Here is a 15404-nt window from a genome sequence, read left to right as displayed (position 1 = left end):
GAGCCAAATTTGAAAAGCCTGCTTTTAAAGCAGGCTTTTTGCTTTTCTGCATCTCGAAAAATTGTCGTGTGGCGGCTTCGCCTTACCCGACCTACGGGGCTCGTGTGTGCCCCTCTCCCGTGGGAGAGGGTTGGGGTGAGGGAACCAGCCCGCACTATGCCTCTACATGCCAAGCTTCACCGGCATCCCCGACCGCCGTTCCAGCTCAGCGCCCGCGCCCTCGTTTATCAGCTGCGTTCGCTGCGCGGCTGAAATAGGCAGCGGCACTTTCCGGGTTGACTCAAACTCCGCGCGGTTACGTGATAATGGCTCGTGAACTTCCACCCAGCGGCTGCCGTCCGGCTCGGTGGTGACTTTAACCGGCCTGTCGATAAGCTGCACGCGGGTGCCTACGGGAACGTTATCGAAAAGATACTTGATGTCGTTATTACGCAGACGAATACAGCCCTGACTTACCCGCAGCCCGATGCCGAAATTCGAGTTTGTGCCGTGAATGGCATACAACCTGCCGATATAAATGGCATACAGCCCCATCGGGTTATCCGGCCCGGCGGGTACGAATGCCGGAAGCGTTTTCCCTTCTGCCGCATAGGCACGGCGCGTGTTCGGCGTCGGAGACCAGGTTGGCCCCTCCTGCTTACGCTCAACGGCCGTCACCCAGTTACGCGGGGTTTCGCGTCCGGCCTGACCTATGCCGATGGGCAGAACTTCAACGGTATTACCGCCAGGCGGATAATAGTAGAGACGCATTTCCGCAGCATTCACGATAATGCCCTCGCGGACGGTGTCGGGCAAAATCAGCTGCTGAGGGATCACCAGCCGGGTGCCGGATTTAGGCAAAAAAGGATCTACGCCCGGGTTTGCTTCCAGCAGGTTGCTCAGCCCCTGCCCGTACTGCGCGGCAAAGGCTTCCAGAGGCAGCGTGTTACCTTCAGGAACGGTGATGATAATCGGGGTTCCCACCAGACGACTGCCTTCCGGCGGAAGCGTATAGGTTACGGCAAACGCACCGGGTACAGCGGCACACAGCGTAAGGACGAACCAGGTAAGTCGAATCATAGTTTTCTGCGCTCAAAAAAGAGAAAGCCCGGACTCAGGCAGGCTTTCTCAGTTTACGCTATTACGCTTCGGTTTTGCGCCACCTGCGCGTCAGCACTTTCTCCGCCTCGACAATAAGGAACATCACAAAACCAATCAGGAAGGTGATGACCCAGTAGCGGAACGGCAGCGCTTCGGTGCCAAACAGCATCTGCATGAACGGTGCGTAAATGATAAGAAGCTGTAGCGCCAGCAGTACGCCGCTCACGATCCAAATCCCTTTATTCGCCAGCAGGCCTTTGCTCAGCGAGAAGCCGTCATTCACGCGGCAGTTAAGCATGTAGAACCACTGCGCGGTCACCAGGGTTTGCAGCAGCACGGTGCGGATAAATTCCGCCGAATAGCCGCGCGGCTGTAGCCAGGCTTCCAGCACGAAGGCGCTAATGGCAATCATCAGACCGACAAACACCACGCGCCAGATGGCATAGCCGTCCATCACATGGAGATTAGCCTTGCGCGGTGGCCGGTTCATGATGTCCTTCTCACCCGCTTCAAACGCCAGGCCAAACGACAGCGTTGCTGACGTGGCCATGTTCATCCACAGGATCAGGACCGGCGTCAGCGGGATCAGGTTCCCCGCCAGCAGCGCGATGATGATCAGCAGAGCCTGCGCGATGTTGCTGGGGATAACGAACAGAATGGTCTTTTTCAGGTTGTCGTAAACCCGGCGTCCCTCGTGCACCGCGCTGGCAATGGTGGCAAAGTTGTCGTCCGTTAACACCATGTCGGCGGCTTCCTTGGTTACTTCGGTTCCCTTGATCCCCATGGCGATACCCACATCCGCCCGCTTGAGCGCCGGGGCATCATTTACGCCATCCCCGGTCATGCCCACGACTTCCTGCTTACTTTGCAGGGCCTGCACAAGGCGGAATTTATCCTCCGGGCTGGTTCGGGCGAAAATATCGTACTGCTGCGCGGCGTCGCTCAGCTGACGATCGTCCATCGCTTCCAGCTCACGTCCGGTGATAGCGCTTGCGGCGTTACCAATCCCCAACATTTGCCCAATGCTCATGGCCGTTTGCGGGTGGTCGCCGGTGATCATTTTCACGCGGATCCCGGCCTGCAGACAGTCGGCAATGGCGGTAATGGCCTCCGGACGCGGCGGATCCATCATTCCAGCAATACCCAGCAGGATCACGCCATCATGCAGGTCCGGGTGATCCAGCTCGCGTTGCCCCTCGCGGGCAGGTTTCCAGGCCGCGGCCACCATGCGCAGACCTTCCCGGGCATACTCTTCAATCTTCCCTTCCCAGTAAGGCTGATCGAACGGCTGCAGTCCTTCATTCGTCTGCTGGTACTGGCAGAGGCGGAACAGGACGTCCGGCGCGCCAGTGATTAAAATCACCTCTTCATCGCCCAGCCGGTACAGCGTGGACATGTATTTATACTGTGAATCAAACGGGATTTTGCTGCGCATTTCGGTATCGACCGGAGGGAGCGGGATTTTCGCCGCCAGCACCTTCAGCGCGCCCTCGGTTGGGCCCCCGGTGATTTTCCACAGCCCCTGCTCGTCTTTGATCAGCTGGCTGTCATTACAAAGGTCAATGGTGCGCAGGTAGCGTTCCAGCAGGGAACCCTGCGTCACGCTGACGGGCGTTGGGTCATCTACGGGGTGAATATTCCCCACCGGTTCGTAGCTGTCGCCCTCCACGCGATAGGTCGTGTCAGCGGTAATCACCGCTTTGACCGTCATTTCATTCATCGTCAGGGTGCCGGTTTTATCCGAGCAGATGACCGTCATCGCCCCCAGCGTTTCAACCGTAGGCAGCTTGCGAATGATGGCCTTGCGACGCGCCATGGCCTGTACGCCAAGCGAAAGGATAATGGAGATGATGGCCGGCAGGCCTTCCGGCACGGCGGCAACGGCGAGGCTGATAAGCGACAGCACCAGTTCAGAAACCGGCATCTCCCGGAACAAGAGGCTAAAGACAAACAGCGCCACCATCATCACCAGGATAGTGATGAAGATGGTCTTACCGAGCTTGTCCATCTGCACCATCAGCGGCGTGCGGTGCTTTTCAATGTCGGACATCATCTGATTGATGTGGCCCAGCTCGGTCTCACCCCCGGTTGCCACCACCACGCCTTTACCGCCGCCGGAGCTGACGGTGGTGCCCGAGTAGAGCAGATTATACCGGTCACCTAAGGGCAGTTCCCCGCTTAACGCATCGCTGTTTTTCTCAACAACAGTGGATTCGCCGGTCAGGATGGCCTCCTCCACGCGAAGGTTATGCGCTTCAATCACGCGCAGGTCCGCAGGGATACGATCTCCGGCGCGGATCACCACGATATCTCCCGGGACCAGCGCCGTAGTGGGGATCGTTTCATGATTCCCCTGTCGTACCACTACGGCTTCGCTGGAGAGCATATTGCGAATGCTCTGCAACGATTTTTCAGCATTGCTCTCCTGGATATGGCCAATCAGCGCGTTAATGATGGCAACCCCAAGGATCACAAACATGTCTACCCAGTGGCCCATAAAGAGCTTAAGCAACGCGGCCACCAGCAGCACGTAAATCAATACGTCGTTAAAATGCGCCAGGAAGCGCAGCCAGGCGGGTTTGCCCTTTTTTTGCGGTAACGCATTCTCACCGTGCTGCTGAAGTCGGGCTGATGCCTCAGTGCCGCTAAGGCCTTCCAGGGTGGAGTGGATATTCGACAGGGTTTCGTCAACGGTTTGTTGATAATACGGACGTTCAGGTTTTCCTGTTTTCATCGTTCCTTCCTCAGGTTCTATTCAGAAATCACCTTGCTTCTCTGTAATTAACGAATAACGAAAACAGGAACATGTGCGTAACGAACAATACTTGCCGCCTCCGATCCTAACAAATGGGTTTGAATATTTGGATTTCGCGAGCCGACAATAATTGCGCCGACGGTAAGTTCATCCGCCAGCTTAATAACCTCATCACGAACATTCCCGCTACGGACGTGGAGATGAACACGCTCTTCTGGCAGATTTACTTTTTTGACCAGGTCAGACAGCTTTTCTTTCGAATTATTAATCATATATTCATCCATTTTGCGCGCATCTGAAATAAAACCACGCGTCAGTTCGGCTGAAAACTTGGGCATGACGTGCAGCAAATGAATGTCACCCGATGCGCTTTGCGCCAGAAACTGTGCATGCTGCAACGCCTTATCCGCCAGGCTTGTCTCGTAGACATCCACCGGAACGAGAATGTTTTTATACATATCGAGCATCCTTTTTATAACCAACACGAGAGTGAATGAAGCAAAAAACGCATTAAATGCAGGGGGTTGCCCTTAATGCCAGCTACGGTAAAAAAGATGGATAATATTAAACGTAGCACAGGAATATCAGGTTTAGCGCTTCCCCACTGAGAATGGTTATTTAACATTTATCTTTTCGCCGACTATGCTCATAGTCAGCCACCGCTTCCGGCTCATGGAGGAATGTATGTATGGTTTAAGCCTGATCCGTCTGGGTATGTTCATTGCACTTGCCATTATCGCCAGCACGGCGATTGGTTTATTTACCTATATGGTCGTCACTGTTCTGGCAGAATAGTGTCACCCCTGTCCAGGTGATGGAATAAATAAAACAGTTATTTATTAGGGGAATACAGTGAACCGCTACCTCTCTCTTTTACCGTTCGTTTTGTTAACGCTCACGGCGTGCGACCCAAAACCGAAGCAAGCCGCCCCCCTGCCCAGGATGGTAAAAGTGGCGGAGGTGACGGTTCCCGGTCACGCCCGGCAGCGCGTTTTTCCCGCCCGCATTGAATCGGGCGATGCCACAGACCTTTCCTTCAAGCGCGCAGGTCAAATTGAAGCGCTCGATGTGCGTCAGGGCGCAGCCATCAAACAGGGGCAACAGCTTGCCAGACTGAACGCCCGTGAAGCCCAGCAGCGGGTTAACGACAGACAAACGGCGGCGACGCTGGCCCAGAGGCAGTTCGATCGCTTCCAGACGCTGGCAGGCCGCCAGGCGATTTCGAAAGCGGAAATGGACGTGCAGCGTGCGAACCGCGATTCGGCGAATGCGGCGCTGCAGATTGCCCGAGAAGAGCTGAATCAGATGACGCTCGTCGCCCCCTTCAGCGGGACGGTAGCCAGCGTACATGTCCGAAACCATCAGGTGGTGTCCCCCGGTCAGCCCATTGCCACGTTAACCCGCACCGACCTGCTGGACGTGGTGTTCAGTATCCCTGAAAACCTGTTTAAGGCCTTTGATATCCGCAACGCGCAGTATCGCCCCGTGGTGAAAATTAACGCCATGCCGGATCGGGAATTTACCGCCGTCTACAAAGAGCACTCGGGCAGCAGCGACAGTAATACCCTGACCTGGCAGGTGATACTGACCATGCCGCGCCCGGATGATTTTCCCGCAGTCGGTGGCGTAAGCGGTACGGTGACCATCAATTTAACCAACCTTCCGGCGGGCGCGGACGCTCAGGCGCTGGTCGTACCGGTTGAGGCAGTCTTTAACCCGAACAACAGCCCGCGCAACGAGCCGCACGTCTGGGTCGTAACGGGCGAAGGCGACGCGCTCCATCTCGAAGACCGCAAGGTCAGCGTGGGGCAAGTGAGCACCGAAGGGGTGGTGATTACCAGCGGGCTTAAGGCGGGCGAACGCGTGGTGGCTGCGGGCGTTGGGGAGCTCCATGCTAACCAGCCGGTACGTATCTGGACGCGTGAACGGGGACTGTAATGGATATCTCTCGTCAATTTATCAATAACCCTGTTCGCGTCTGGCTAACGATCCTGCTGCTGGGCATCGGGGGTATTTTCGCCCTGTTGAATATCGGCAGGCTGGAAGATCCCGCCTTTACCATCAAAACCGCAGTGGTGGTCACCCACTACCCCGGCGCATCCGCTCAGCAGGTTGAAGAGGAGGTGACGCTTCCGCTGGAGAATGCCCTTCAGCAGCTGCCTTATCTGGACAACGTGAGCTCCATCTCTTCAAACGGTCTGTCGCAAATCACCGTTAACATCGCTTCACGCTATCATTCGAACGAGCTGCCGCAGATTTGGGATGAACTGCGCCGCCGCGTGGGCGATGCCTCGCGTCAGTTCCCGCCCGGCGTCGTCACGCCCTTTGTGAATGACGATTTCGGCGACGTGTTCGGCTTCTTCTTCGCCATTTCCGGAGATGAATTCAGTAATCCTGAACTGGTGAGATATGCGGAGCAGCTGCGCCGGGAGTTAATTCTGATCCCCGGCGTCGCGAAGGTCGCCATCGGCGGGGCCATTAGCCAGCAGGTCAACATCGATATCTCCCTGACCAAAATGGCCGCGCGCGGCATTACGCTGAACCAGCTTTCCGCCCTGCTCAGCAGACTTAACGTCGTTTCCAGCGCCGGAGAAATCACCTCCGGCACGGAATCCATTCGCCTGCACCCGACCGGTGAGTTCGAGAATCTTGATGAACTGGCGGATATCATCATCACGCCTTCCGGCACCGGGGCGGCGACGCGTCTGCGGGATATCGCCACGCTGTCGCGCGGGCTGAACGAATCGCCGGCCAGTATCTACCATGCCAACGGTAAAAAAGCCGTCACCATGGGCGTCTCGTTTATTCCCGGCGTGAACGTTATCGACGTGGGCCACGCGCTGGAGGCGAAGCTAAGCCAGATGTCGGCGGAAAAACCGGCAGGCATACAGATAGATCTGTTTTACGATCAGGCAGCCGAAGTGGGCCACTCCGTTAACGGTTTTATTATTAACTTCCTGATGGCGCTGGCGATTGTCATCGGCGTGCTGCTGATCTTTATGGGCGTACGCAGCGGGATCATCATCGCGGTTTCTCTCGCCCTTAACGTGCTGGGCACGCTGCTGATTATGTATCTGTGTGGCATTGAGCTACAGCGCATCTCGCTCGGGGCGCTGATTATCGCCCTCAGCATGCTGGTGGATAACGCCATCGTGATTGTCGAAGGGGTGTTGATTGCCCGACAGCAGGGCTCGCCTCTGCTGACCGCCGTGAACTACATCATCCGCCGCTCCGCCCTGCCGCTGCTGGGGGCGACGGTGATTGCCATCCTGGCGTTTGCCCCTATCGGGCTGTCGCAGGATTCCACCGGGGAATACTGTAAATCCCTGTTCCAGGTGCTGCTGATTTCCCTGATGCTGAGCTGGTTCTCTGCGCTCACCCTCACCCCGGTGCTGATTAAGTGGTGGTTGTTTAAAAACGACAGCGCGCCCGATAAAACCGACGAGTCAGATCCTTACGACAAACGACTCTACCGCGCCTACCAGCACCTGCTTAACACGCTGCTGCACCATAAGGCACCGACGCTCATTGTGATGGCTGCGCTGCTGGCAGCCTCTGTCTGGGGCTTCGGCGCCGTGCGGCAAAATTTTTTCCCGTCGTCTAATACGCCGATTTTCTTTGTCGACCTGTGGCTACCCTACGGTACCGATATCAAGTGGACTGAGAAAATGACCAGCGATATTGAAAAGACGATCAATGGCCAGCCGGGCGTGGAGACCACCGTCGCAACCATTGGTCAGGGAAGTATGCGCTTCATTCTGACCTACAGCGGACAGCGCCAGTACAGCAACTATGCGCAGATCATGGTGCGCATGGACGACCAGCGCAACATCTCCGCCCTGACGCGCCACGTGGACGAGTACATCGCGCGAAACTATCCGCAGGTCAACGCCAGCACCAAGCGCGTGATGTTTGGCCCCTCCGGCGACAGCGCCATTGAGGTGCGCATTAAAGGTCCCGATCCTGACCGGCTGCGTCTGATAGCCAGCCAGGTGGACGACATCCTCACCCGCGACCCGGCCACGGGCAGCGTCAGGAACGACTGGCAAAACCGCAGTAAGGTGATCCGCCCACAGTACGTTGCCGCCCTGGGCCGCGAGCTTGGCGTAGATAAGCAGGACGTTGATAACGCGCTGGAGATGAACTTCTCCGGCAGCCGGGCGGGGCTGTACCGGGAAGGCAGCGACTTGCTCCCGGTCGTGGTGCGCCCGCCTGAGAGCGAACGGCTGGACGCCAATCACCTGAACAACGTGCTGGTGTGGAGCCAGACGCGGCAGCAGTATATCCCGCTGAGTAACGTCGTCAGCCGCTTCTCGCTGGAGTGGGAAGATCCGCTCATCCTTCGACGCGACCGCTCGAGGGTGCTGACGGTGCAGACGGACCCGGACCCGCTGAGCCAGCAAACCTCCGGGGACATTCTCGCCCGCGTGAAGCCGCAGATTGATGCCCTTAGCCTGCCACACGGCTACAGCATCGAGTGGGGGGGCGACGCGGAAAACTCCAGCGAAGCGCAGCAGGGGCTGTTCACTACGCTACCTCTCGGGTATCTGGTGATGTTTGTCATTACGGTGCTGATGTTCAGCTCGGTAAAAAATGCCGTCGCCATCTGGCTGACCGTGCCGCTGGCGTTGATTGGCGTCACACCTGGATTCTTGATTACCGGTATCCCGTTCGGCTTTATGGCGCTGATTGGCCTGCTGAGCCTGAGCGGCATGCTCATCCGTAACGGCATCGTGCTGGTGGAAGAGATCGAACAGCAGAAAACGCAAAAGGACCAGCACGAGGCGATCGTGTACGCCGCCACCTCGCGCCTGCGCCCTATCCTGCTCACCGCTTTCACGACCGTACTGGGCCTGGCTCCGCTGCTGCTGGACGTTTTCTTCCAGAGCATGGCCGTTGTCATTATGTTTGGACTGGGATTTGCTACAATCCTGACGCTGCTGGTACTCCCCGTGATTTATGCGTGTTTCCATCGTAAGGACGAAGCCAAACAACAATGAATGCGACAGGGCTGAACATTATCAAAACGCTGGGCTGTATGACGGCGGTCACCTTCTTTACCATCTACAACACCTGGGATCATTATGATTATGACTATCACTGGATCCTGGGGTTTTTAACCTTTATCTCGACCATCGCCACGCCGCTGTTTTTTGTGGTTGCGGGCTATCTCGACGGACAATCCCGGCACGGCACCCGCTGGCAGCTGGACAAAATTAAAAGCCTGGTGATTGTTTTTCTGTTCTGGATAACGATCTACTACCTGTGGGAGCCCTATCAGCGCGGCTATTTAATCCAGCCCTGGTTCGTGTTTGCGTTTGTGGTGATTTACACCTTCCACCCGGCGGTGGAGTGGCTCAGCCAGCGGCGAGCGCTGTTCTGCGGCGCGATTGCCGCCCTACTGCTCTTTTCCTACGGATACGATCTGCTATCGGCGCTCTATCCTGAGGCGCACGCCCTTTCTCTTTCACCACAGTATCGGCTGTGGACGTGGCTGCTGTTTTTTCTGACGGGGCAACTCTTCTGCGACCCGAAAGTCGCCGAGTGGATTAGCCGCAAAAATGTGGTCAGGACGGCGGTTGTCGCCATCCCGTTTATCTACCTCTTCACCTGGTTTTACGAGCGCCACTTCTTCTTCGCGCTGTTCAAGGCGGACAGAAACGCCTTTATTCTCACCGGCTCTCAAATTTACATTTTGATCATCGCGCTGGTGATTGCGGCAAACGGCGTGCGCTTTCGCCGCAATGCTGAATTTAAAGAGTCCATTCTGGCCGCTATCAGCAAAACGATGACCGGCGTGTACATTGTGCATTACTCGGTGTTTCATCTCCTGACGGCGCTGATACCGGTGACCTCTCTCGGTATGAAGCTGGCGCTGATTGTGCTCACTTTCATTACCTCTGTTCTCTTCTCCATGCTGATATTGTCTAACGCCGTGGCAAAAAAGGTGATCACCCTTTAAAAGCCTAAGCGCAGCCAGGCAAAGAGCACGTTACCGTTGTTATAAGTCCCGGGAATGTAGGTGAACTGGACGGTAACGCGCTTATACCCGGCCGAAAACAGCGGGAAGATGAACGGTAGCGGGACATAGTTTGCAAAATCATCTCGCGCCGTGATGCCCGCCGCGGCACCGAGCCCGAGGCGGAAATCTTTGGCATTATCCAGATACCAGCCCTTCTCCCAGCCATAGCCCATCGCGGGCTGCCATTCGTTGTGCGAGTCCTTGAACATCATCGCGAACAGCGCGCTCCAGTTGCCCTCTTCGTTATAGCGGGAAACGCCCAGCCCGCCGCCCCACGGCATTTCATTGTAATTGTCCGTTTTTTCCTTGTCGTACATAAAGCGGGCGTGCCAGCTCAGGAACGGCAGGTACAGGTCGTAACGTTGGGGCTCTTCCCAGGTTTGTGAAATATCATCCGTCAGCGCATTCCACCAGCCGCTGATACGCTGTTCACCATAGACGTTGGGCTCCGCATGAAGCGGTGCGACGAATAAAAACAGAATCATCCAGAATGCCGAAAAGGTGCGTTGCATCATTATTCCCTCAGCTTAACTCACGCGGCGATCACTATTACTGTAAACCATTCAGCCTTTAACGGAACCAGAAGACACAATTATCTCGCCGCAGGTGGGGATGAAATTTATTTATTCAGCACCATCCGGAAAGATAAAAACGTTTTCTCAGGCGTTTTGTCGCGGTAGTCTCATAGGTTCCGTTTATATGACGGCTGCTTTGTGAGTGACCTTTTCTTATACCAATAATTAAAAATCAGTACGGACAGGACAACTATGGACTCCACCCTCATCTCCGATCGTCCCAACGAGGAGACACCTTCGCTCAATCGTGCCCGCCGCGCAGCCTTAGGCAGCTTCGCGGGTGCCGTCGTCGACTGGTATGATTTTCTGCTTTACGGCATCACTGCCGCCCTGGTGTTTAACCGCGAGTTTTTTCCTCAGGTCAGCCCCGCGATGGGCACGCTCGCCGCGTTTGCCACCTTCGGCGTCGGCTTTCTGTTTCGCCCGCTGGGAGGTGTGATCTTCGGCCACTTCGGCGACCGCCTGGGCCGCAAGCGCATGCTGATGCTCACCGTCTGGATGATGGGGATCGCCACCGCGCTTATCGGTATTCTCCCCTCGTTTGCCTCTATCGGCTGGTGGGCACCGGTACTGCTGGTCACCCTGCGCGCCATCCAGGGCTTCGCCGTAGGCGGCGAATGGGGCGGTGCGGCGCTGCTGTCCGTAGAGAGCGCGCCGAAGCACAGAAAAGCGTTTTACAGCAGCGGCGTACAGGTCGGGTACGGCGTAGGCCTTCTGCTTTCCACCGGGCTGGTATCGCTAATCAGCCAGCTTACTACCGACGAGCAGTTCCTGAGCTGGGGCTGGCGCATTCCGTTCATCTTCAGCATCGTGCTGGTCATCGCTGCGCTGTGGATCCGTAACGGGATGGAGGAGTCGGCTGAGTTTGAAAAACAACAGCTGGAAAAACCGCTCACCAAAAAGCGTCTGCCTGTGATGGAAGCGCTGGTTCAGCACCCTGGCGCTTTTCTGAAAATTATCGCCCTGCGCCTGTGCGAGCTGCTGACGATGTATATCGTCACCGCGTTTGCCCTGAACTACTCGACGCAGAATCTCGGTCTGCCGCGCGAGCTGTTCCTGAATATTGGCCTGCTGGTCGGCGGGATCAGCTGCCTGACAATCCCCTGCTTCGCGTGGCTGGCGGACAGGTTTGGCCGCCGTCGCGTTTACATCACCGGGGCGCTGATTGGCACCCTCAGCGCCTGGCCATTCTTTATGGCGCTGGAGGCGCAGTCGATCTTCTGGATTGTCTTCTTCGCCATCATGCTCGCCAACATCGCTCACGACATGGTGGTGTGCGTGCAGCAGCCGATGTTCACCGAGCTGTTTGGCGCAAGCTACCGCTACAGCGGCGCGGGCGTGGGCTACCAGGTCGCAAGCGTGGTCGGTGGCGGATTTACGCCGTTTATTGCCGCCGCGCTGGTGACCTTCTCCGGCGGCAACTGGCACAGCGTGGCGATTTATCTGCTGGCCGGCTGCCTGCTGTCGGCAGCGACGGCGCTGCTGATGAAAGAGACGAGCCACGGCTGATCTCCCTTTTGTTTCACAGGCGTGTGACATACTATCGGGTAGAGTCGCACACCTGTGGAACAAGGAGACAGAGATGAATAATAAGGGCTCCAGCCTGACCCCGGCTCAGGCGCTGGAAAAACTCGACGCGCTGTATGAACAGTCCGTCAACGCGCTGCGCGGCGCCATCAGCGAATATATCGAAACAGGGAAACTTCCCGACCAAAAGGCCAGAACCGAGGGCCTTTTTGTTTATCCATCGCTCTCTGTGACCTGGGACGGCAGCGCCAGCAGTAATCCCAAAACCCGCGCCTACGCCCGTTTTACCCATTCCGGCTGCTACAGCACCACCGTCACCCGCCCTGCGCTGTTCCGCCCGTATCTTGAAGAACAGCTCACGCTGCTGTACCAGGATTACGGCGCGCACATTGCCGTTGAGCCCTCGCAGCATGAGATCCCCTATCCCTACGTGATTGACGGTTCGGCGTTAACCCTTGACCGCTCCATGAGCGCGGGGCTGACCCGCCACTTCCCGACCACCGAGCTTTCCCAGATTGGCGATGAGACGGCCGACGGGATTTATCATCCGGCAGAATTTTCTCCCCTGTCGCATTTTGATGCCCGCCGGGTCGATTTCTCCCTGGCGCGCCTGCGCCACTACACCGGTACGCCAGTCGAACATTTCCAGCCGTTCGTGCTCTTTACCAACTACACCCGTTACGTCGATGAGTTTGTCCGCTGGGGCTGCAGCCAGATCCTCGACCCGGAAAGCCCGTATATCGCGCTGTCCTGCGCGGGCGGGATCTGGATCACCGCTGAAACCGAAGCGCCCGAGCAGGCCATTTCCGACCTGGCGTGGAAAAAGCACCAGATGCCCGCCTGGCACCTGATCACCGCAGACGGTCAGGGCATCACCCTGATCAACATCGGCGTTGGCCCGTCAAATGCCAAGACCATCTGCGACCATCTGGCGGTACTGCGCCCGGACGTGTGGCTGATGATTGGCCACTGCGGCGGCCTGCGCGAAAGCCAGCTGATTGGCGACTATGTGCTGGCCCACGCCTATCTGCGCGATGACCACGTGCTTGATGCGGTCCTACCGCCGGATATCCCAATCCCGAGCATCGCCGAAGTACAGCGCGCGCTGTATGACGCTACCAAAGAGGTCAGCGGGATGCCGGGCGAAGAGGTTAAACAGCGCCTGCGCACCGGCACGGTCGTCACAACGGATGACCGCAACTGGGAGCTGCGCTACTCCGCCTCCGCGCTGCGGTTCAACCTGAGCCGCGCGGTAGCGATCGATATGGAGAGCGCCACCATCGCTGCGCAGGGGTATCGCTTCCGCGTCCCTTACGGCACGCTGCTGTGCGTCTCCGATAAGCCGCTGCACGGCGAAATTAAGCTGCCGGGCCAGGCCAACCGTTTCTATGAAGGAGCTATCTCAGAGCATCTGCAGATTGGTATTCGTGCAATTGATTTACTTCGCGCGGAGGGCGACAAGCTCCATTCGCGCAAGCTGCGCACCTTCAACGAGCCGCCGTTCCGCTAATAACAAGGAAAAACCATGCACACCACATCACCGCTCTCTGCCCTGCGCCACTGGCTTGAGGCCAGCCATCTCGAAGGGATAATCGTCCCGCGGGCGGATGCCTGGCAGAGCGAATATTGCGCGCCTTATGACGAAAAACTGGCCTGGCTGACGGGCTTTGACGGTTCGGCCGGCGTGGCGCTGGTGCTGAAAAACAAAGCGCTGCTGTTCGTCGACGGGCGCTATCAGGTTCAGGCCCGCGTTCAGGTCAATACGGATGAGGTTGAGATCCACCACCTTCACAACGAGCCGCTGGCAGAATGGCTGGCAGAAAACGTTGAGGCGGGAACCCGCATCGGTTTTGACGCGCTGCTGATGACCAATTCAGAGTTTGAGCAGCTGTCAGCCACGCCGTGCGAGCTGGTGCCGCTGAAGGCCTCGCCGTTTGACACGCTATGGACCGATCGCCCTGCCGCACCGGCGGGGCTTATCCGTGAAATGCCGGTTGAACACAGCGGTGAACGCAGCGCGGACAAACGTCAGCGCGTCGCCGCCGTGCTGGCAGAACACAATGCTGATTTCCTCGCCGTGACGCTGCCGGATAACATCGCCTGGCTGCTAAACGTGCGTGGATCAGATATCCCCTTTAGCCCGGTTCCTCTTTCCTTCGCCCTGCTCAGCCGTGATGGTAGCGTTGAGTGGTTTGTTAACGACAATAAGCTCAGCGCACTGCCTGACGGTGTGCGCAGTGCGTTCGCCGTTGCCCCGCAGGATACCTTTATTGAACGCTGCCAGCAGATTGCTGAAGGCAAACGGGTGATGATTGATGCCGATTCCGCGCCGGTGGCCCTGCGCTTCGCCGTTGAGCCACGGGGAGAAATTGTCTGGCGGACCGATCCCATCACCCTGATGAAAGCGACTAAAAATCCGGTCGAGCTGGCAGGCTATCGCGAGTGCCATCACCAGGACGGGGCCGCGTGGGTCAACTTCCTCGCCTGGCTGAGCCGTGAAGTGCCGCGGCGCGAGGCGGCAGGACAACCGCTCACCGAGCTGGACGCGCAGGCGCAGCAGCTTGCGTTTCGTCAACAGCAGCCCGGGTTCATCGAGCAGAGTTTTGCACCCATCTCCGCCTCTTCGAGCAATGCGGCGATGTGCCACTATCACTCGAGCGAGGCCAGCAATAAGCCTATCGGCCATGACCATTTTTACCTGAACGATTCCGGCGGCCAGTATGTTAACGGCACCACCGATGCCACGCGTACGCTGGCGTGGGGGAAAGTCGATCCGCAGCAGCGCCTGCACTACACCGCCGTGCTGAGAGGCTTTCTGTCGCTCATTACCCTGCAGTTCCCTTCCGGGACTCAGGGGCATCAGCTGGATGCGTTTGCGCGTCGCCCGCTGTGGGAGATGGGGCTGGATTACGATCACGGTACGGGACACGGCGTGGGGCACCAGCTGCTGATCCACGAGAACCCGCATCGCATCGCCAAAAAGGTCAATCCGTGGCCGCTGGTGGCGGGCAATATCATGACTATCGAGCCGGGCTACTATCTGGGCGACAGCCACGGTATTCGTATTGAAAACCAGGTTGAGATTGTGGAGAGCCGTCCGGGGTTCTGCAAATTTGCCTCGCTGACGCTGATCCCGATCGACTTAAGTCAGGTTGAGCTGCATCTGCTGAGCGAGCAGGAAAAGCAGTGGCTGGATGCGTATCACCGGCAGGTACGCGAGGTGCTTTCACCTCTGGTGAATAGCGATGCGCGTCCGTGGCTGGTGGAAGCGACAGCGCCGATTAGTTTGTAATTTCGTGCGGTCTGGTGCCCTCACCCCAACCCTCTCCCACGGGAGAGGGTGCACACACTAAAAACGGCAACAAGGTTGCCGTTTTGCATTTCCCTTGCGCAGAAAAGCAAAAAGCCTGCTTTAAAAGCAGGCTTTTTAAATTTGGCTCCTCTG

10 protein-coding genes are annotated in these 15404 nt (G+C 57.4%); 6 read left to right on the top strand and 4 right to left on the bottom strand.

Features of this window, described 5'->3' with window-relative positions; translation table 11 throughout:
* Positions 1-162 precede the first annotated feature (162 nt).
* The 3 genes from ldtA to ADJ24_RS18735 form a co-directional block, all read right to left on the bottom strand.
* On the bottom strand, positions 163-1059 hold the full coding sequence (gene ldtA / locus ADJ24_RS18745) for a L,D-transpeptidase (protein ID WP_023312346.1): 897 nt from the start codon (positions 1057-1059) through the stop codon (positions 163-165).
* 61 nt (positions 1060-1120) lie between these two features.
* Complete coding sequence (locus ADJ24_RS18740) at positions 1121-3814, bottom strand: cation-transporting P-type ATPase (protein ID WP_023312347.1); 2694 nt, start codon at positions 3812-3814, stop codon at positions 1121-1123.
* A gap of 47 nt (positions 3815-3861) precedes the next feature.
* Positions 3862-4293 carry a universal stress protein gene (locus tag ADJ24_RS18735; RefSeq protein ID WP_023312348.1) on the bottom strand — a complete coding sequence of 144 codons (432 nt, stop codon included), beginning with the start codon at positions 4291-4293 and terminating at the stop codon, positions 3862-3864.
* Between the two features lie 394 nt (positions 4294-4687).
* Here ADJ24_RS18735 and ADJ24_RS18730 point away from each other — a divergent pair, with 394 nt between their 5' ends.
* Genes ADJ24_RS18730 through ADJ24_RS18720 form a run of 3 tightly spaced genes read left to right on the top strand, consistent with a single transcriptional unit; the run spans position 4688 to position 9797 of the window.
* The gene (locus ADJ24_RS18730; RefSeq protein ID WP_023312349.1) at positions 4688-5773 is read left to right on the top strand and encodes an efflux RND transporter periplasmic adaptor subunit; all 1086 of its coding nucleotides are present in this window, start codon (positions 4688-4690) and stop codon (positions 5771-5773) included.
* The gene (locus tag ADJ24_RS18725; RefSeq protein WP_023312350.1) at positions 5773-8835 is read left to right on the top strand and encodes an efflux RND transporter permease subunit; all 3063 of its coding nucleotides are present in this window, start codon (positions 5773-5775) and stop codon (positions 8833-8835) included. Before ADJ24_RS18730 ends, ADJ24_RS18725 begins: the two co-directional genes overlap by 1 nt.
* Complete coding sequence (locus ADJ24_RS18720) at positions 8832-9797, top strand: acyltransferase (protein WP_023312351.1); 966 nt, start codon at positions 8832-8834, stop codon at positions 9795-9797. The genes ADJ24_RS18725 and ADJ24_RS18720 overlap by 4 nt, the downstream gene beginning before the upstream one ends.
* Here the strand turns inward: ADJ24_RS18720 and pagP are convergent.
* Positions 9794-10369 (bottom strand): lipid IV(A) palmitoyltransferase PagP, encoded by a 576-nt coding sequence (gene pagP / locus ADJ24_RS18715; RefSeq protein WP_032668488.1) that lies wholly within the window; start codon positions 10367-10369, stop codon positions 9794-9796. The two genes, ADJ24_RS18720 and pagP, sit on opposite strands and share 4 nt — an antisense overlap.
* Before the next feature lie 255 nt (positions 10370-10624).
* On the opposite strand from pagP, the gene shiA reads away from it, so the two are divergent.
* The 3 genes from shiA (at position 10625) to ADJ24_RS18700 (ending at position 15251) form a co-directional block, all read left to right on the top strand.
* Positions 10625-11941: a shikimate transporter gene (shiA, locus tag ADJ24_RS18710; RefSeq protein WP_023312353.1), complete on the top strand. Its 1317-nt coding sequence runs from the start codon at positions 10625-10627 to the stop codon at positions 11939-11941.
* A 73-nt stretch (positions 11942-12014) separates the two neighbouring features.
* Positions 12015-13469 (top strand): AMP nucleosidase, encoded by a 1455-nt coding sequence (locus tag ADJ24_RS18705; RefSeq protein ID WP_023312354.1) that lies wholly within the window; start codon positions 12015-12017, stop codon positions 13467-13469.
* Between the two features lie 15 nt (positions 13470-13484).
* Positions 13485-15251, top strand: coding sequence for an aminopeptidase P family protein (locus tag ADJ24_RS18700; protein WP_023312355.1), 1767 nt, complete (start codon positions 13485-13487; stop codon positions 15249-15251).
* The last annotated feature ends 153 nt before the right edge of the window (positions 15252-15404 follow it).

Source organism: Enterobacter sp. 940_PEND (assembly GCF_001059415.1).
Taxonomy (GTDB): domain Bacteria; phylum Pseudomonadota; class Gammaproteobacteria; order Enterobacterales; family Enterobacteriaceae; genus Enterobacter; species Enterobacter cloacae_M.
This window is presented reverse-complemented; position numbering and strand designations above follow the sequence as displayed.

Excerpts from the sequence above, each read along its gene's own strand:
- ldtA (WP_023312346.1), bottom strand. The coding sequence starts at position 1,059 with ATGATTCGACTTACCTGGTTCGTCCTTACGCTGTGTGCCGCTGTACCC.
- ADJ24_RS18740 (WP_023312347.1), bottom strand. The coding sequence starts at position 3,814 with ATGAAAACAGGAAAACCTGAACGTCCGTATTATCAACAAACCGTTGAC.
- ADJ24_RS18735 (WP_023312348.1), bottom strand. The coding sequence starts at position 4,293 with ATGTATAAAAACATTCTCGTTCCGGTGGATGTCTACGAGACAAGCCTG.
- ADJ24_RS18725 (WP_023312350.1), top strand. The coding sequence starts at position 5,773 with ATGGATATCTCTCGTCAATTTATCAATAACCCTGTTCGCGTCTGGCTA.
- ADJ24_RS18720 (WP_023312351.1), top strand. The coding sequence starts at position 8,832 with ATGAATGCGACAGGGCTGAACATTATCAAAACGCTGGGCTGTATGACG.
- pagP (WP_032668488.1), bottom strand. The coding sequence starts at position 10,369 with ATGCAACGCACCTTTTCGGCATTCTGGATGATTCTGTTTTTATTCGTC.
- shiA (WP_023312353.1), top strand. The coding sequence starts at position 10,625 with ATGGACTCCACCCTCATCTCCGATCGTCCCAACGAGGAGACACCTTCG.
- ADJ24_RS18705 (WP_023312354.1), top strand. The coding sequence starts at position 12,015 with ATGAATAATAAGGGCTCCAGCCTGACCCCGGCTCAGGCGCTGGAAAAA.
- ADJ24_RS18700 (WP_023312355.1), top strand. The coding sequence starts at position 13,485 with ATGCACACCACATCACCGCTCTCTGCCCTGCGCCACTGGCTTGAGGCC.